Annotated in this window: 18 protein-coding genes; all 18 read right to left on the reverse strand. The window is 38.6% G+C overall.

The genetic code is table 11. The features are described 5' to 3' along the window. A partial coding sequence (locus tag ACOMCU_RS17360) for a contractile injection system protein, VgrG/Pvc8 family (RefSeq protein ID WP_421050857.1) occupies positions 1–1,310 on the reverse strand: 1,310 nt, incomplete at its 3' end. A gap of 33 nt (positions 1,311–1,343) precedes the next feature. Beyond that, positions 1,344–1,751 carry a DUF4280 domain-containing protein gene (locus ACOMCU_RS17365; protein ID WP_010859790.1) on the reverse strand — a complete coding sequence of 136 codons (408 nt, stop codon included), beginning with the start codon at positions 1,749–1,751 and terminating at the stop codon, positions 1,344–1,346. Between the two features lie 133 nt (positions 1,752–1,884). Next, positions 1,885–2,622 (reverse strand): hypothetical protein, encoded by a 738-nt coding sequence (locus ACOMCU_RS17370; protein WP_421050859.1) that lies wholly within the window; start codon positions 2,620–2,622, stop codon positions 1,885–1,887. An 18-nt stretch (positions 2,623–2,640) separates the two neighbouring features. Then, a complete protein-coding gene (locus ACOMCU_RS17375; protein ID WP_421050860.1) occupies positions 2,641–3,216 on the reverse strand; it encodes a serine protease in 576 nt (191 codons plus the stop codon). A 26-nt stretch (positions 3,217–3,242) separates the two neighbouring features. After that, positions 3,243–4,373, reverse strand: a complete 1,131-nt coding sequence (locus ACOMCU_RS17380) for a pentapeptide repeat-containing protein (protein WP_010859793.1) — start codon at positions 4,371–4,373, stop codon at positions 3,243–3,245. 47 nt (positions 4,374–4,420) lie between these two features. Next, positions 4,421–5,845, reverse strand: a complete 1,425-nt coding sequence (locus tag ACOMCU_RS17385) for a hypothetical protein (RefSeq protein ID WP_421050861.1) — start codon at positions 5,843–5,845, stop codon at positions 4,421–4,423. Next, positions 5,845–6,522, reverse strand: coding sequence for a hypothetical protein (locus ACOMCU_RS17390; protein WP_421050862.1), 678 nt, complete (start codon positions 6,520–6,522; stop codon positions 5,845–5,847). Before ACOMCU_RS17390 ends, ACOMCU_RS17385 begins: the two co-directional genes overlap by 1 nt. A gap of 52 nt (positions 6,523–6,574) precedes the next feature. Further along, positions 6,575–7,360: a DNA and RNA helicase gene (locus tag ACOMCU_RS17395; protein WP_421050863.1), complete on the reverse strand. Its 786-nt coding sequence runs from the start codon at positions 7,358–7,360 to the stop codon at positions 6,575–6,577. Positions 7,361–7,390: 30 nt separating this feature from the next. Continuing rightward, positions 7,391–10,036, reverse strand: a complete 2,646-nt coding sequence (locus ACOMCU_RS17400) for a molecular chaperone (protein WP_421050864.1) — start codon at positions 10,034–10,036, stop codon at positions 7,391–7,393. 22 nt (positions 10,037–10,058) lie between these two features. After that, positions 10,059–10,754, reverse strand: a complete 696-nt coding sequence (locus tag ACOMCU_RS17405) for an iron-dependent peroxidase (RefSeq protein WP_421050865.1) — start codon at positions 10,752–10,754, stop codon at positions 10,059–10,061. Next, positions 10,745–12,022: a normocyte-binding protein gene (locus ACOMCU_RS17410; protein ID WP_421050866.1), complete on the reverse strand. Its 1,278-nt coding sequence runs from the start codon at positions 12,020–12,022 to the stop codon at positions 10,745–10,747. The genes ACOMCU_RS17405 and ACOMCU_RS17410 overlap by 10 nt, the downstream gene beginning before the upstream one ends. Before the next feature lies 1 nt (position 12,023). After that, positions 12,024–13,661: a PP2C family protein-serine/threonine phosphatase gene (locus ACOMCU_RS17415; RefSeq protein WP_421050867.1), complete on the reverse strand. Its 1,638-nt coding sequence runs from the start codon at positions 13,659–13,661 to the stop codon at positions 12,024–12,026. 50 nt (positions 13,662–13,711) lie between these two features. Beyond that, entirely contained in the window at positions 13,712–14,554 is an 843-nt protein-coding gene (locus ACOMCU_RS17420) for a PP2C family protein-serine/threonine phosphatase (protein ID WP_421050868.1), read from the reverse strand. A gap of 6 nt (positions 14,555–14,560) precedes the next feature. Continuing rightward, the gene (locus tag ACOMCU_RS17425) at positions 14,561–15,088 is read right to left on the reverse strand and encodes an FHA domain-containing protein (RefSeq protein ID WP_010859802.1); all 528 of its coding nucleotides are present in this window, start codon (positions 15,086–15,088) and stop codon (positions 14,561–14,563) included. A gap of 40 nt (positions 15,089–15,128) precedes the next feature. Beyond that, positions 15,129–15,692: an FHA domain-containing protein gene (locus tag ACOMCU_RS17430; RefSeq protein WP_036131520.1), complete on the reverse strand. Its 564-nt coding sequence runs from the start codon at positions 15,690–15,692 to the stop codon at positions 15,129–15,131. A gap of 46 nt (positions 15,693–15,738) precedes the next feature. Continuing rightward, positions 15,739–16,167 (reverse strand): J domain-containing protein, encoded by a 429-nt coding sequence (locus ACOMCU_RS17435; RefSeq protein WP_010859804.1) that lies wholly within the window; start codon positions 16,165–16,167, stop codon positions 15,739–15,741. A gap of 92 nt (positions 16,168–16,259) precedes the next feature. Continuing rightward, positions 16,260–16,685, reverse strand: a complete 426-nt coding sequence (locus ACOMCU_RS17440) for a hypothetical protein (RefSeq protein ID WP_010859805.1) — start codon at positions 16,683–16,685, stop codon at positions 16,260–16,262. A gap of 386 nt (positions 16,686–17,071) precedes the next feature. Further along, on the reverse strand, positions 17,072–19,240 hold the full coding sequence (locus ACOMCU_RS17445) for a hypothetical protein (RefSeq protein WP_010859806.1): 2,169 nt from the start codon (positions 19,238–19,240) through the stop codon (positions 17,072–17,074). Positions 19,241–19,336: the final 96 nt, after the last annotated feature.

Here is a 19,336-nt window from a genome sequence, read left to right on the forward strand (position 1 = left end):
ACAAAGGTGATATTGTCATTGGCCTTGAGTGTAAGCGGATGGTTACTATGCACCTCAATTCCGCTGTCCTGGTTTAACTGCAGGAAAACGGCGCCTTCCTTGGCGGTAAAGGTCACAGATTGTGGGTCGAGTTTCATGTCTTTGCCTTTTGGTGTGCCCCAATAAGCTGTTTTTGGATCAGCTATTTTAGGGTTGGCATCGCCGCCTTTGCGAACACTGTGACGAACGACTGCTGTTTCCTCTCGGTGATTCGGGAAGGCAAGGTGGACGCTATCGCCGATTTCCGGTGGACTGTAAAAACCGCTATGACCCTCGGCTGTATACGGCGTAGCCAGTGAAAACCACGTGGCTTCTTCCTTCTTTTGCGCCTCATCAATCGCTAGGTGCAGTCGCACTTGATCCTTCTTTACCTCTAATACGGTCCCTTCAATCGCTGTGCCTGGAAGGGAGGGAATGCTTAGTCTCCCATTGCGAATGCCTGTCTCCGACATTAAATGGTATTCATAGCTAAGCACACCTCTTTGCATGCGGGCCATGGACTTTGCCACAACTAGCTCCTTGTTTTGGATAAGGACACGGTCACCGAGTGCTAATGTTTTTTTCGATTCAATTATATACGATACCGTATCCCGCTCCTCCATCGGTCGTTCGATGTCATTGTGTAGCGTATGTAAATAGATGGAGCGATCCTTAGCGATGGTATAGCTAGTAGCGGACAGCTTTTCTACTTGTCCTTCCGGCAGACCAAACCAGAGCTTGGGCGTATCGGCATCTACTGCGGGTACCAGTACCGTGCGAAAATGAGAGGCCATACGCTGTAAGAACTGCCAGTCTGTCTCCTTATATTGTAATATAAACTGCTTGATAGGAGTAGCCTTTGACGCCGTATCTATGACGTCCGCTCCGGGATGAGCAGCGAGCACTTGCTCAAGCATTTTACTATACGTCAGCTTCTCGTGCTGGAAGGAACGCGCATTTCGTTTACAATCTAACGTGAATGTTGACGACACAGCTTCAAGTTCAATTTGATAGACGCCTCTTACCATACGAACCGCCACTTCGGTTACTTGTCCCTTAAAAAGTGGGCGCACGCGCTGGCCATTGTTCTTTTGGTAGAGCTCTATACGATCTGCACTACTAGCAAGCTGCAGACAACTATCTTTCTTTTCCTCGGGGATTATTCCCGTAATGGATAACCTTGCATGGTCATTAACGGTTTGTATCAGGCTGATATCATGCAACGTCTGAACTTCATAGGGGGATACGAGATCGAGTTCTCCGTACCCAATCACTTCCTCATACGTCTTCACATGAATTCCCTTCTTTCCTCAGGGGATGGCGGCTTATTCCTGACCGTCATCTTCTACTTTAATGGTCCCGCAATAGAGGCACATATTGATAGATTGATTGATGAGTGCGGGGGATTTCTCAATCAACTGATCTGCTTTGCCATTAATCCATGGCATCGTGATAACAGGTGTGCAGGGCATTGGTGTCAGGACACCGTTATTCGCTGCTGTAGCTGCTGCGACCGTTGGATTGGATAATGTTTGGCATAAGCCAAAGGGTTGAATATTGACACCCGGTTTAAAATCCATCGTATTCATCTGTGCCTTGTTCTTCACGTAAACGCCGTGGCTTACGGGCATCTGTAAACTACTTGTTTGATCTCCCTGAGAGCATGATAATTTGGCGCCTGCTACTACATAGCTGCGCTGCTCGTCGCCCTTTGTTTGCATTTCGTCTGCCATCGAGAACCTTCCTTTCTATATGAATAGTGCATTCGCGTCCGTTTGAAGTGTTTCTTTATTTGCTTAACAAACAGAACTCAAACGTGTGGAGTGAATGCCTAGACTTTGATTAGAAAATTTATAGTACCTTGTATCAGAACATTAGAATTTCTTCTTTTTTCTCTTGTCCTTCCTCAAACAACTCTGTATAAATAACTTTTTTCTTGCTATCCTCTAGCTGACCAATTGAAATTTGTAACACCTGTTTTGTATTTTCTCCACCCATACGATAGAAATGACCGTTCCATCTGCCTGTAATTTTTTGTGCATCAGAAGCTACGATTTCCTCTACATATGTTAAGTCACCTAAATCGCTTGTTAGCGTGTTGCCATCCGCACTAATTGTCAGCTCTTTAACAATGGAAGCTGTAGGATTTTGTACTGTTGTCTGTTCATCAACTGTTGTAATGGTGATGTCGCTTTCACCAACTTTTCCAAGCTGGAAGTGTTCATTTGCCTCTAGTAAAAACTTGTACTCATTTTCTGTAATGCCTAGTTTTTCATCGTAGGGCAGAATCTCGCCTTCAGCTAAGCCACCTACTGTCTCTAAATACCATGCTTCATTTTTTGCAAGAGACGCCTGCATAGTTTCTGTGATTTTTTCCATCTTTTCATTTAAATCTGCAGGTAGACCGATTGCCATAACATCCGCTTTGTATGACCCTTCTGCAAAAATTTTAGCGAGATTCGCTTTGCTATTATCTACTTTTTCTTTAGCTGCGCTTTCCTGTCCAGCTACTTGTTCTTTTTTCTCACCTTTTTCAGCTTCATCTGAGCCACAGCCTGCTAGTACTAATGCCGCGAACATAACTGAAATCCATTTGCTTTTCATAATTACTTCTCTCCAAATCTAGTTATATGAAATACTGCAATCTGTTCCACTAAACGTCGCGCTCCATGTTCCCTCAGTTTGCACCTTTAGCAAGCGAATGCCTCGAAAAGCTCGGCGCAGTATGCTTTCTGCGAGCTCGATATTAACGATGAGATAATCCTCTTTAATACCCTCAATTTTAAAGATGGTATACGGGGCAGCTAACGCCTCATCGATAACCAATTTTTTCAAAGTTCCATCTAGATGGAACTCTGTTTGAGCTGAAAGACAAGCCACTTGTGGTGGAATGATGAGCCAATATAACACCTGTTTTAACTTGGCCTGTTCCATTAAAATTACCGGTTTGAATGGTAGTCGAGGTTCGTATTTTTCGACTAATTGTTTAACAGGGTCTGCTAATAGAGCAATAGGCTTTGCGATAAAATCGATATAGTCATTGTCATGCTTATTTAAAATTGGGAATTGACGATCAATGTCCTCCAATTCCTCCATTCTTTCCACTGTTAATAATTCTTTTTTGATGACTTGGGATAGACCAATTGGTTCTACAGCATTCGAGATACGATCATCCTGGGATAGAATAAAATAGTTCATCTTCTATAGGCTCCTTTTTACAACATCTACTTCCAAATGACATTTGCGGCTTGAAACGGATCAAGCTTCAGATGCTCCCGTGCTTCCTGCGAGAATATAGCCCGCTCTAAATTCGCACCTGCAAAATCAGTATTTTTTAGCTTCGCCCCGATAAAACAAGCCCCTCGTAAATTAGCCAACTCGAAGTTCGCCCCTTCTAGATTGGCTTCCGTAAAGCGTACTGGAAGATAACCTGGCATTTCCCACTTCTCTCGATTAGCAAGACCGCTTGCCCCTTGCACCTGTTGGAAATTAGCCCCCTGTAGCTGGCTATTGCTGAAATCCGCTTCATGGATGGCGCTAAAGCTCAAATCTGCTGCCATCAGCTGACTAGCATGTAAGTTAGCGCCAATCAGCAGACTACCTCGCATGTGGCTATGCGATAAATTGGTTTTTTTGAAAAACGCATAGCGTACATCGAGGCTTTCATAGTTGCCTGCGGATAAATCTAAATTGTTAAAGACCTCATACGGATATTCGTCCTCTAGTTTTTGGTCAAGCCAAGCCTTAATTTCTTCCGTATCTTTCTTGGAGAAATCATCACTATAAACAACTTCATTTATATCCATATACTCGCCGATACGAATTTCTACAGTTTCAGCTCTTTCAAGTGCTAAGTATTGTGGGCATCTGATGATGTCAGGCAGTGCATATCTTGCAAGGCTAATGACATACTGATGAAAAAGAGTGGCTTCCTGTAACTTGATGCGCTCTATCTCTGCCAGTGTAATCGCGCCCATGAATGTTTTGCTGTACATAGTTAGCTCTTCTATGAATTGCTCTAAAAAACGAAATGCCCAGTTTGCATCATAGCTCGCTAAAATAGGGTGTAGGTCAAAAAACCATTCTTCATCTGTGCCCTCCACTAGGTAACGATGCTGCCCCTCTAGAAGCTCTGTTCGTAGCATGGAAAAAGTGATATGTCCGATTGGCCCCTTTTGTTGCTGGGATTGTTGTTGTTGCAACTGTAGACAAATATTTTGAAAAGATTTTTGAAAGTCTTCCGCAAGCTCATCTTTAGAAGCTTGAAAAAAATCTTCTAATGCCAATAAATACTTCAATCTTCTTTTTTCTACTTCGGTTTCATAAAAATGCTGTAAAATTTCCTGCGCTTGCATATGCGTCTCCTTCTTTCTTTTTGGTCAGAACGTCTCCCATACGGCTGTTAATTGGCCTTGACTTCTTTGCCGAAAATCTGGACATTGCCGTCCATTGTTATTTTACTTTCTTTGCATTTTAATAAAATTTCTTCCTCCGCAGACAAAAGAATTTTCTTACTGGCATTGACAGAAATGTCTGCCGCCGAAATGAGTTTAATGTCCTTCTTGCTAAAAATCTCGATGCCGCTTTCTTCATTTAAGCGGATAAAAATATCGCCATCCTGCGCCGTAATGACAATTTCGCTTGGGCTCATCTTAATTTCTTTACCAAAGGCCGTTCGATAGTATTTAATAGAAGGATCATCGAGCTTATTCGTCGCACTACTATCTAAATTTTTGCGAATCGAGCTACTTGCAAGCCCCTCTTCTTCTTTATGGCTCGGGAAATATACATGGACATAATCATTGATTTCGGGCATACAATACCAGCCGCTATGCCCCTCAGCTGTATAGCCAGTCGAGTACAAGAACCAATGTGCTTTTTCCTTATCTTGTTTTTCATCGATAGTTAAATGGACCTTGATATGATCCTTGGCCACCTCAAGTACTTTACCTTCAATGGACAGACCAGAAATAGCTTGATTAAAGACTTCGCTTTTGTTCATGCCCTTTTTTGATGAAAGGCTATAAATATGTTTTAGCAGCCCATCCTTCATGGACGTGGATGCTTCAGCTACATAGAGGGTTTGTTCATTAAACGATACATGATCCCCAATATTGAAAACTTTGTCCGTCTCCACCTCATAGTAAAGAAAATCATTTTCTTCCATACCTTCATTACCGTTCTCTGTATAGAGGAGATAGTCTGCTAGTTTTTTTCTTGTTGTATAGTGATAGTCTGCAAGCTTACCTTTCGCACTACCAGCAGGAACACCGAAATGAAACTTCGGTTTATCGAAGGTCGCCGCAGGTACTAACCCCGTGTTAAAACGAGAGGCAAGTCTTTTTAAAAATTGCCAATCTGTTTCTCGATACTGCATGGTAAATTTGTCTAATTTACCGCCTTTTGTTGCTTCATCAATAATATCGAGGCCAGGGTAAGCGGGACTCATTAGTTGGAACAAGGATGAGTAGGTCATATCTTTGTGCTGATAGGAGCGACTTTTCGTTTTAATATCAAGTTGATAGCTGTTTGAGGCAGCCTCTACTTCTAGATAATAAATATCTCGAACCGCTCTCACTTTTATGCTTAAAATCACACCTTTAAATAAAGGAATGGGATTTCCTTGATGATCCAATTGATTGACTGCAATGGCTGCGTTGGCTTCAGTCATTTCGACGTATTTATCTCTTATCTCTTCAGGCACAATACCAGTAAAGCGTAATGTGGCATGCTCATTCATTTTCTTTGTCAGTGTAAGCTCTTGGAGACTGACTAGCTCAAAAGGTAAGACCTGTAAATTGTGATACGCTGTGACGGATACGCTCATTACTGTGCCCCTCCATTCATTCCATTAGGAGTAAATTGCAAGGTTTCCATCATCGCCCTTGCAATAGGTCGCCAATCCTCAAGATCCTCCTCCATACAATTGAAAGTACCAATGAGCGCTTGTCCATCTATAGAAGCAAAGAACATTAAATTAAAAATATCCCCATCTATAGCAGGTGTAATCACTTCGATAAAGCCAATTGTTTTGTCATTAATTTCTATCACATCTGTGTCTAACCATTCCGCTGATGGCTGGGCTTGTTCGAGAACGTCAATCATGTTTTCTTGAAACTCAGCAACCCCTGCTTCTGTTAAAACATGTGGTGTCATGTTGAAGGCTAGATTGATCGTTGTCGATTCATCTGTATAAATAATATTCGGCCTACGTTCCGAAGGGTATTTGAGAGATGCCAATTCAGGTAACATGATGGAAAATAGCTTGGGCATTCGTAACGTAATTTTCCCATTCAATATACGTTGGTCGATAACTGGAACATCTTCACCATCAATATCTACAAAGTCCTGGTAAAGATCAATTGCTTGTAGCTCATGCTGTTCCTCCTGTTGAGGTTCCGGCTCATTTTCTTGTAAAGCCGCTTCCTTTTGGGCTAATTCATGCTTTTCTTGTACCCGCATTTCATTTCTAAGTGCAAGTATCTTTTCATCTAAAAATTTCAACCTGTTTCACCTTCCCTTTCTTGAACGTATTATCACTAACAGACTTTCATTATTAGTCCACAATCATGCGCTTTGGGCGTCCTAGAGTCTGTCCTGCCTGACGACTGCCGCCCTTTGCTTCCACTAAAATACGACTTAAATATTTATGAATTTGTACATTTGTATACGCTTGGTCTTCCAACTCTAGTCGATTGCTTACGTAAAAGTCGATGACATCCCGTTGCACACGGTCATGATTTAAACATTCCAGCGCAAATGCTATATCATAGGCATTAGAGGGTCTATTTTTCAAAAGCTCGCGCGCAAAAAATTGTAAAATGATTGGATGAGATGTACTTTTTTGTACACCTGCATACTGACAGTGAATAAAATTGACCGTATTATATTCAGTAGCTAAATCGTGAAAATCGACATGTTGTGAACGGAGTCGAGCCCCTGGTTTTAATTTAAAGCGACCTAATTCCAGCTCATTTTTAGCCATTTTCACCGAATCATCGAGAACAATTTGCGTTGTGAAAGATGTAAAGTCTAATTCATTTACTTCTTCAGCAAATTTTATTTTCACCATCGTTTCATGCCCTGTTGCATAGTAGGGCAGCTCGTAATCTGAATGGAGTATATAGAGATGATCGTTATACTTGACAATTCCCTGGGTAATAATGAGCGATGTTTCAGCTACAAGGACATTAACCCCAGTGATTATGCCATTTGAATAATCCTTAAAATACAAATCGAGAAAGTCTCTTGGATAATCACGAAGATTTTCAAGCATTTCTCGTTTTAAAATCCTTCCTTTTTGGAAATGCGGATATTGATTGGCAAACACTCTGTCGTTCACCCCTCTCCTCTATTTCAATATTGATGTGACTTACTTTAATCCATCAAAGAAATCCAGTTCAGACAAATCTGTTTCAAAGGCAAAGAAATCTTTCTTACCTATAAATAGTTGCTCTTCTCTTCTCGCTACAGGTACTACATGGAAGCCCCAATGATCTTCTCCTGCAAATACAAAGAATTTTACTTCTCCATTAACGATGGAATCCGTCTCATCTTGTGGAATTTTATCTTGATAGTACGCAGCTATGTTCTCATAAAGAACTGAAACAAAATCTTCTTGTCGATTAAAGTAAATGTATTTATGTGTCGTATGATTGTCACTGCCGCTGAGGTAAAATTCAACTTCCGTGACACCCCATGGACGTGATATCGTACCGTGAATTTGGTTCAGTCGTTCCAGACTGCTGATGAGCAGTTTTTCCTGACGATTATGCGTAAAGGCACTGACAGCGTAAGGCACTACTGGTGCATGGTTGGTTACATTGGTTTCGATCATGCCTATCTTCTTAGCATTTAAATAGCGAAGTGCGCCTCGTAAACAAGCAAGCTTTAATTCAGGTACTTTTCCAACATTTTCAGCCTTTTGTCTAAATTCAATGCTTCGTCCTGGTACAAATTCCTTTAATGCCTCTCGAAAGGCATCAATTCTACAGGATTGACCCGTCAGTTTAATAATCGAATATTCGCCAAGCAGGCCGTTTTCATAAAAATCTTCTAAAAACTCTCTGACGATATCATAAATATCAGCCTTTATAAGGTGATTAATTTCCTTAATATTGAAATAGACATTAGGATAGTCGTAGACATCTTTGAATTGATTGTTTTCGAGTAGTGACAGACACCAACGATCCACTGCTGTTACGTTTATATCACTATCCTGATGCAGATCATTTTCTGAATAAAAACGACTTCTTAAAATCCCTGTCTTTCGGAAGAACTCTTTCTTCATCTCATCTGCCATTTCCCATAAGAAATAATAATTATTACGTACACGCAAGTATTCATCGCGCGTTCGATTTTCATATTCTTTAAAACGAGTAGGGATAATGTATTCTGCTTCACGAAAGGCCATTTCGAATTGTTCATAGACTGCTTCCACACCAAAATCATCAACATGTCTATAAATATCCTTGCCCGGAATATCGATTAATGCATCGATATCATAGGCACTTTTCCCTCGACTATAATAATTCGCAAAAACAATTTTCATAAACTGAAAAATACGGTATGTAATATTATTGCCGCCGAAATTTGTATCTCCATTTTCGTAAGTTGTATGAATATCAATTTTATAAGAGATATGTCCATCCTCGATTTGGAACTTACAGGAAGAAAGGTCGGTTGTACCGCCTCCACAATCGATGACCAGTGCTTTGTATTCCTTGCCATCCGTAAAGCTATTATTCTCTATTTGATTCGCGATGGTATTATAGAGCACAGCCATCCCTTCATCGAGTGCATGTTGTGATTCAATTTGATATTCAGGCAAAATAGCATGAAACATATCAAGAAATTGTGTTTTCAGCTTTACGGGACTTGAAATGTGCAAATGCTTGAATCGACATTTAAATTGATGCTCCGCCATGCGGACAATGTACAGCACAAACTCTCTTAAAATTTGACTTCGTGGAACAAGTGCCGTGTTGCCGTTTGCATCCATCACTTCTTCCAGCTTTGCATAGTTACTGACCCAGCGTTTAATGCCCTGAAATTTTGTTGCAAGCGTTGTATAGCTATTTTTTTTCATGACCTTTAACGCTTCGTAGCCAAAATGATAGTTTACTTGATCTGGATTCGAGCAATCTGCTACGGTCATAACGGTCGGCACTACTTCAATCCATTCATTTTGATGAAGTGGGTCTGGGAACGCTACAAAGTTGATGCTATTTAACTGAATTCTTTGGTTTAATAAATCATGACTACATGGCGAGGTAACATAATCACTATCTAAATAAACACCTGCCGTTGTATTCGTCGTTCCAAAATCGATTGCAAGAATAGCATTGGTCGTTTCCAGCTGTTTGATTTCCAAATCTGGTAATGGCACTTTATAATAATGAAGATTTGTCGGTGGAAGTGGATTCTCTTGATAGTAAGACTTGTAAATATACTCTGAATCTTGCTTTCTTAAGAAAATACAGCTGTAGTTTTTATTTTTTGTCTCCCGTATGCCGATTGCTTGCTCAGCTGCAAGATAGTAACGATTCGGATATTGGTCATCTTTTATTAGGTTAAGAATTCCGCAAAGCGCAAACTGTTCATTCACTAACAGTACATTGGACTCCACAAGAAAACCGCCTGTTTCTACAAGATACTGGTCTGGCTTATCGATTTTCATTCCTTGATAAAGGCTCATTTTCGCGGGAATTTTTATCTCGCCATTATCAGAAAGGGGCGTTTTTAAATAAGTTTGCATCGCAGCTTCAACTCGTTCAAAGCCCCCATCCTTGTTCTCTTTAATAAGAAGATTTTCTTCAGCACCTCGGTATCTTAATATGGTCTGAATTAGCTGATCTCTTGTCAATGTATTAATGAGCCCTGTGACAAGCTTTTCCTTATAGCAAATATTTCTAAGCTGAAAGGTTGTCATTTCCATTAATTCCACACGTGTAAATGTCATGTATTTCTTTTCTGTATAGCGCTTATTTGCATACAGTTTATACGAATATTTATTCATCCTGAATCCTCCTCCGCTCTATTCAGTAAAGGGCTATTCGATCCAGCTTCATTGTCTCCTCTGCACCAATTATGCCAAAGTGATTTTGCCAATAAACCTCCGTTTGAAAGTTCACTGGCAGGAAGATTTCTTGAACAAGTCGTACTTTCATCTCGTTAAGCTCTGACTTCTTTTGGCCAATATATAGAAGTAGCTCATCTTGTTCCTCTGACTTAACATAAATCATGCAATGTTTAAAAAGCCTTTTCATCGTATCCTTTAACAGGTAAATTTCATCACCTGTTTGATATAACCTTAAAATATTTAGCACGACCATCTCTTTTTCCTTTTTTGTAAATGCATGCATGTTGTCCCTCACCGTATCGCCAAATACATTTGCGTCGATTTCTCTGAGGATGAATTGTATAGAGAACTCTCGTTTATTCATGCCTTGCATTCGATCGATTTCTGCCAGAAAATGCAGGACAAAATCCAAGAAATACTCCCTTAGCTCTAAGTCATTCATGTTATCTGGATGAAATAGGTTTTTAAAGATTTCATAATAACGATAATAGGGATTTACTTCGACCTGTTGTTCTAGATGTTGTGCATTCAATAATTGTGGGCTAAGTTCCATATAGGGTGAAAAGTCTTTGGCAAGAAGAAACTGGATATCCTTTTTCGCAAAGCCCTCATCCTCGGCTCTAATAAGCAAGTCCCAAATATAATTCATAGCCATATACCTTCGCATCTATATTCAAAGAAATGTCTTTGCACTTCCGAAACAAGGAAGCTTAAAATATCATTTGAAATAAAACTTTTTTCCTCTTTTGCTGTAAATTGCAACAACATGACTTTCTTGTTACTTTTCTCTCCTATTACATCTAATAAGGACGGATCTGTAGAATGACTGAAGCTTGTTCCTTGGAATGATTCCATTATTTCTACATTTGCCAGCTCTATCTTTTCAGCAATTTCAAAGGAATTGACAAGTCTTATGATTTCACCTTTTGTTTTCACATTGGCTGAATATTTACTTGCATACTTGTGCATAAAACGATCCGTTCTGCGATTAGACACAAGTGGATAATTCAGTTTTCCAATTTTCTCTTCTTCTATTTGCGCTATTTTTAATAATTTCCAAATACCGGATTTGTCCTGTGGTGAAACAATGGTTATTTCATTTTCTAAACGTTTCACATAACGTACATTTTCCTCTTGTGTATCTACGAGATAGCCATGGTGACTTCCGGTCTTGCGAAGGGAAAGAACATGCTCATAATTCACTTTATCGACGGCTGGGGTGGGGAATCCTACATTCTTCACCGCATGTCTTTCAATATTCCATAGCGGCACCATATCCAGACGCTTTTTATGCTCAAATTCTTGTAAATCCATGGTGAATTCAATAATTTCGGCATCCTCGTTTAAAGGAGGGCTATCGACGAGAACAACATCAAAAAATTTATGGGCATAGGGGTGATTGATGGTTTTCCACGGTAGGCCATTTATTTGAAAAATAGGATATAGCTTGTCTATCTCTTCCAAATAAGTTGTATTCTTTTGAAGACTTACCTTTATGTCGACTTGTCCTTGCGTCGTTAAAAGTTTGCCAGCAAAGTAGCGCTGCTGCGTAAGTAACTGCTGGATTTGTCTAGAATCACACTGTAAAAATAACGTGAGCAGGACAAATGTTTCATTTTTCCTAAGCGCTTCAAGCATTTTTCCGATATGGATTTGTTTCTGTTCAAGATCAGATGGAAGCATAGGGAATAAGCAATCATGAATGGGATCGACATCTTCCTTTGTACTGAGTGTTACAAAAATATCGTGCTTATTCTCCAAATCTTCCATTTCGTTGAATATGCGCTCCTCAAGCTTTTTGTTCATTTCATCCTGATAATCGACTAAATTGACAAAGACGCCACTGACAATATCCTTTAGCAGTTGACGTTGCTCTAGATTTTCTATTTTACGTAACCGTTCAAACATGAGCTCTTTTATCACTTTACTTTCCTTCTTTCTCAGTATTTGAATTCTGATCGGCCGCTGTCGCTTCATCCATTGGCGGTTCCGCTCCACTCGCTGCTGTATCAGCTGGTTGTGCTTGAGGAACCGGATTTAACTTGTCATTGGCATTCATGATTTTACGTTCGAGACCTAAAACCTTCGCGAGTAAATCTGTCTCCTGATAGATTTCTTGCGCAAGTGTATAGGATTCGATTGCCTGCAAGTATTCTTGTCGTGCATAGCTTTGATCGCCGTTTTTTTCTAATCCTTCCGCTTTCAATTCCTTCTGTGCCTTCTTCAATTCCGCTATTTTTTCTTCTGTTTCTTCAATCTTTACCTTTATTTGAGGTTCACCAGTAAAGGATATAGCAAGTGCCTTCTTTCGTGCTTTTTGATAGGTTTCTAGTGCGCCATTATAGTCCTCTGCCTCAAATCTAAAATCGCCATCCTTTATGCCCTCAACAATTTGAACAATGGAATCCATATTGGTAATTCTTTGTTCAATAACCTCTTTGCCGAAGCTTTTAATAAGCTTGCCTTCCTTTTTGGCCTTCTCATAATGCTCCATTGCGTCAGTAAATTCTCCTGCCTCAGCTGCCTTATCGCCATTAATAATCAGCTGCGTCACTCTTAACTTTCTAGCTAGTAAATTTCTATGTATAGGATCTTTCAATTTCTTGGCGGCATTTCGGCCTTCGCTATATTCCAGTAAAGCATCCGCATAATTTCCATCCTGAAAATTAACGTTACCGGTCTTTTCATGCTCCTTCATCTCTACTGTCAATTCTGCTAATTTTTTTGCTTGTTTTGCTTGATAAAAGATCGTACTTCCTCCAACAATTAATGCTACGATGAGGGCAGCTACAATCATCTTAATGTATTTCATTTTTTTCTTGTTTGTTTCCTGATAAATCTTATTAGCGAAAATAGATGCTATTGTGTAGTTATTGACGACTTTTTTTTGCCTACTTAAAAGTACTTCCTCCAATAGATCTGTATATTGTTCGGGTTCCTTGGCGCCCTCTAATGCGTCTGCCATCTCAATTTCACTAACTTCTTCCCATAATCCCGATGTACAAAGTAGCAATACGTCGCCATCCATTAGCTTGATCTTATTGGAAACGAAAGGTTGAAAACTATTCGGTTTTCCAAGATAATTTAACAGATTCGTTCGTTCATCATGTTGGCTAATATCGAATGAACTGTTCCTGTCATTCACTAGCTCTTGTGCTAGACTTTGATCACTGCTTTTATAGGTCAATAGGCCATTTCGAAAATGATAGAGTCTTGTGTTCCCTGCCACTGCACAAATCATTTTGGAGTAATCTGATACAACAATGACTATGCTTGCTTTCAGTCTTACTCTTAAGCTTTGCGCTTGTAGTAAGTTTTGCGCATTTTTTATATATTTTTTAATGCTCCTTTTAGACATTGATGGTTTTTCCATAAATTTCTCAAGAATACCCTTTGCCGCTAGCTCTGCACTATTGATTTCCTGATCAGCATCTAGTCCTTTTACAGCCACCCAGCAGGCAACATCGTCTAGCTCTGCATAGGCAAAATAGTCCTTATTCTGCATAAACGAGCCAGCTTCTGATAGAAAGCTTGTTTTGAAATCGCTATTTTCCTTTCTCATGATTATCCTCCTTATTTACTGAGCCAATAATAATCACGCATAAATCAGCATTATGTCCATGTTGTTTCTAGAATGACGATGGTAGCATTGTCTTGATTTTTTAAGCGCTTTTGTTCAACAGCTTTTATCATATTTTGAGCTAAATCATAGGGCGGAGCTTGTTGGGAAAGAATTTTTTCCATTTCAACCTCTGTTAAGGTATCATAGATGCCATCACTAAATAGACATACCTTATCTCCTCTATTCAGCTTTATTGGACTTTTTCCAGTATCTATATTTTTAAATCCTTCATACCCTAAATAATTAATAAGCCTTTTTTTTAATGGATTCTCTTGCACCTCTAGCTGCGAGATTTCCCCTGATATATAACGATCCTTTAATACCGACTCAAAAATATGCTTTTGATTGATCGCTATAAATTCTCCGTTTCGAAAGATTGAAATCACGCTATCCCCGACGGCTCCCCAATGTAGAAATCCATGTTCATCAATCACTGCAGCCACGAGTGTAGTGCCCCCATTAGAACCATTTAAATTTTGCACAATCATCTGATTACTGGCCAAAGCCGTATCCTTAAAAAAGGACTGTATATTTGCTAGACTATTAAGCTTCATAAACTCTTGAATAAATGTCGTGACAGCAATCGTACTTGCCATTCGACCGTTAGCCAAGCCACTTATCCCATCTGCAAGTACAGCCATTGTTCCGTTATTCGTTTCAGCTGTAGAAAAATAATCATCCTGCTCGTCACGTCTGCCAACTGTCTGACCATTGCCGATTTCAATCTTTCTCGTTTCAACTTTTTGCACAATAATACTTCTAATGATTAGCAAACCTATGAGTACAATGATAAATCCAAGTACAACTATGTATGGCAGTAACTTCTGTTCCATTAGTCATCATCCCTCACTCTGGTTGTTTTCCCATTCAAAGTGAACACCACATAAAGGAATAAACAGAAACATACTTCTCCCTAACTGGATAACATCGTATGCCGCTAGCTCTGTGGGCGTATAGACAGCTTCATTATTGAGATAAGCTAATCCTGATGCGTCGCCGGGAAGGAGATAGAAATTTCTTTTTTTAGGATCATAGACAATAACAGCATGATTACGTTTGGAAATGGAATTATCTCCAATAATCCGAATGTGCATATCTTCAGCTCTGCCGATAAAGTTCTTTTCAGATAAAATTCGGTAGTCTCTTCCCATTTGAGGACCTTCAATACAAACTAACCAACCTGTAACAGGGTCAATACCATCCATTTCTCCAAGATAGGGCATTGTTTTATCATCCGCTTCCATAACAGCGATGGGTTGGCTAGTACCCTTTGGTTCCTGCTCCACCATCACATTGCAATACGGACAAATATTTCTATGTCTTCTTGAACTAAACATGTGACCATTTGTACATCTAATCAAACTCATTTTCATTTTCCCCCGTCTTTGTTACGAATCTAGATTTTCTTTATTTCACTAAAATACGTGTATTTGCTATGTATATAATATCTCCATGATTTATGCGAGAAGGATTGTCATATTTTAATCTATTTTTAACTCGTTTATTGGATTTTTTAATGCCTACTCCATTAACAGAATCAATATCCTCTATGTACCACATGCCAGAAACACAATTTAAAACAGCATGCTCGTAGTTGATGAGCGATTCATATTCTGTACCACTTAAATCGATGTCCGCTTCTAGTTCGGTTGTGCTTTTTCCTATAAGTAGTGAGGTTTTTCCTTTTACCGACCATTCTTTCATTTCTTTCCCTTGTTCACTGAGAAGGACGATTTTCTGAATGTCCGTATCCGTTATGTCATTTAAAACTTTCTTCGTTTCATACATAATGGATCCATAAACAATGATGATTATCGCTAGTATTGATCCAATAATCGTTTTCAACAGAAAATCTTGATTCATTACGAATACATATAAAATGAAAAAGAAAGCGATGATAACAATTAAAATATCTATGATTCTTAACATCATTTGTTTCTTTTCACTCTGCGCATAGGCTGAATTTTTCATGTCATACACGTTATCACTCTCCCCCACACTGATTGTTCATTTGTTGTTATTTATTAAAAAAGCGCTCAAATAAATCAGTTGTATCTATTGGATTTTTCTTTTTCGATTTATTTTGTGCTGACATTTCTTTCGTTTTCGGATTAAAGCCAAAAAAATGCTCGAAGTTCTTTTCAAGATCATTCATATTAAAATCTTGTTTATTTACAGTGGACTGTTGACGCGATTTATTTGTATGTTCATTTGTATAACTAGCACCTTGTCCTGCTTCATCAAGCCGAGCGTCATAAGCCTCTCTAGAAGCCGTGTCTTTTAGTACTTTGTATGCCTCTTGCACTTCTAAAAAAATCTTTTCCGATTCCTTGTTACCACCGCTTACATCTGGATGATGTTTTTTTGATAGTTTTCTGTATGCAAGTTTTATTTGATCTTGTGTTGCTTGCCTGCTAACGCCTAAAATTTCGTAATGATTTTTCATTAAATTTCATCCCCAGTATTAGGATTATTCAAAATTATCTAAGGAACTATATAGTCCCTTAGATAATTTGGTGTGTTCTATCAAACTACGATTTAGACAGCGTAGCCGCCTTCGATTTTTGCTAAATCTGTTTTGTCTTTCTTTTGTTTGATGAATAAGAAGAATTCGCCAATACCTTCTGTATCGCCGTATCTTTCTGTGTAGTCAACAACAAACGCATTTGGGAAATTAATTTTTCTTACTACTTGATCAGCCGAGATAACTTCTAATGTTACTTTACGGTAACAGTCAGCTTTTTCAGCAGGTACTAATGACCATAATCCTAATTTCATTGTGTCATCAGAATTATCGCCATCTGTTGCAGTAAGGATTTTCCCTTTAATTTTTAAAGTTGCTCCTACATCTGTAGAACGAGCGTTTGAGTCATCCGGCGTATCTGTTTCATACTCAACCGTCATAATACTTTCTAACCCTAGTTCAATTGCTTCTGATCCTTCTACTTTTAATACAAAACCCATACTTATTACCTCCTAGAATTTTTGGAATCAACACTTTAATCTGTTTTTGGTGAAATAGAAAAGTATTAATTTCTCGTCGATTGGATAAAGAAAATCATCGAGAAATATGTAAGTATTTCACCAAATATAGGTTTAAGGAGATTCATATATTTATGTTAAAAGATTTATTCATGAATAAATCTTAAACATCCAACGAATACATCAATGGATAAAAATTTAAGTGAAACTTCAATCAGTGGGTGTATTTTTATCCCCACTGATTGTTAGTTTAATCAATCGGGCTTTTACGGTCAGTTGAGCGCTCACCTAGTTAACTTGTTCTCTATCTTTTGTGGTGGGCGTCTTATTGACCAGTAAAGCGGGATAAATTTGTAGTTGAAATTATCTTATGCTTTAACTGCGCTTGTGCCTTTTGTAATCATAACTTCAAGGTTCTTCACATTGCCGTTAAATACTAGATCTATTTGACATAAGCTTGTTTTCTCATCAATAATGTAGCCGATATCGTCTCCATCATGGATAACCGAGTTTACATAGCCTTTATCATTGAGCCACTTACTTTTTTGGCTACTTGGATTATTACTAAAGAATCGAACAATATTTTCATGTTTAAAGTCTCCTGATTGGAAACGTAGAATTCGTTCGATATAGGTACTCACTTGTGTTTTGTAGATAGAATCGAATCCATCTTCTTCCATCGCAAGGCTTCTTGCTTTATACACGGTAATACGTTTAATGTCTTTATCTTGAAGCTGTGCGTTTTCTGATGAGAAAACAAAACCAAAGCTTCTACTATTAATGGCGTCTTTTATATTGTTCGTAAAGCCTGAGATCTCTTTTGCCATCGTTGTAACAGCTCTTAAAGAGTTATCTCCTGCTTCAATATCAAATCGAACGCCAGGATAGCTTCTTTTCACATTTCGGAAGGATTCTTTTAGATACTCTGGACATTGATAAGCGGAAACAATACCAGCAGCTACATAACTAGCACCTACATATACGCCCTCTATCCATAGTTTTAAAATATCTTCCTTTTCCTTAGATAGTCTTGCCCCATTTTCCGTTGCCTGCATTCTTGTATCAATAACTACTCCAGATTTATCTTTGGGAATAATAGTGAAGTTCGGGAGGCAAGGGATTGCAAATTCACTGAATTCTTTTCTAACAAGAACCGAACATTTATCGATAAGTCGATCGATACCAGCCGTTGCAATTCCATTGAAAGTTGTCTCTTCTTCAGCCATAAAGTTGAAGAAAATCTGCACTTTATAATCTTTTACAGTGTCAAGCAGCATAGATAAGGATTCCATTGTGTTACCTTCTTGTTTGGCAACTTTTTCGTTTCCTTTAAAACGTGATCTGCTCACTTTCATCTTCCCTGATGCTTCTAGCTCGAGCGATGGCACAATCCCATACCAGACCGTATCAGTAAAGTCATTTTTCGAGTTTACTGTATTTAAATACGTACTTAGTCTTGGGATGTTATTACTTTTAACGAGCATGTCCAACTTTGTATTTGTTACAAGTAACGAAGGCTGCATACCTTTGTTCTTTGTCGCATACTGATCAAAATACATTTTGACGCCTAGTAGTTTTTCAACAAGTGGCTTTACAGTCTTTACAAATTCATCTTTTGCATCTTTATAGAATTCTAAGTATGTATTGTAGTTCTGTACCTCTGTTTCTACATCAAATTCTGCTCTCACTGTTGGTAATGGTGAGAAGGTTCTTACTACCAAATCCTTTACATAAGATGATGGTGATTCGGTAATCGATTCATAATCCTCTTCGAAAACTGTACTTAAACCATAGTTACTGTTTTCTTCAATGACCATTAAATCAGCATTCGTATTTTGAGGTGCTTCGATGATCTTTAATTCACCTGTTTCACCAATAGTAAGCGTTCCGATTTGTAACTTTTCGGATTCATCCTCTTCCTGATTAGCGCCTAGTAAAAGTCTTGTCTTAATATCTTCAATAGCTAGTGGTAGCATCGCCATTACGTTGTTATAATTTCGACTTGCTACTTCAAACATCAGGTTAAGCTTATCCCCAGTATCTAGTTTCTTGGGATCCCCTTCGTCTAACTTGTCATATTCACCATATAAGTAATGGATTTCTTTCCTTACTTGACGAATATCATCCATAACCTTTTTGGGAGAAATCATATCTAAGAGATTTTCAAATTTAAAATCTACATTGGCGATGCCCTGACTGCGTTTCGTATCTATGAGGGTAAATAGCATTTTTAAGAAATCATTATTTTGATCAATTGCGATTTCAGAAATACAATCGTCTTGAATACCTTCTGGTTTTTTTAGTGTATACATAACCTTTTGATTTGCTGCATTGTAGAAAGAGTAGACCGTTGGGGAAAACTTATCTAAAAATTCATCGAAGCTTTTTACAAGAAGATATTGATTAATTTCTTTGATTTTCTCATCACTGAGGCTGTCAATTCCCTTTACATCCCCTACAAGTGTAATTAAGTCCAGCTTTTCTGGATTAATCTCCTCAAAGAGCATTGTTCTGTTTGTTTGATTGATAATCTCCATTTATTCGGCTGTAAATTTCTACAGCCATCCCTCCTTTTATAACGAATTTCGAGTAACCATAACTATTTATAAAACATAACCATTAGTGGTAACATA

Source organism: Lysinibacillus sp. UGB7 (genome assembly GCF_049058285.1).
In the GTDB taxonomy this organism is placed as follows: Bacteria; Bacillota; Bacilli; order Bacillales_A; family Planococcaceae; genus Lysinibacillus; species Lysinibacillus sphaericus_B.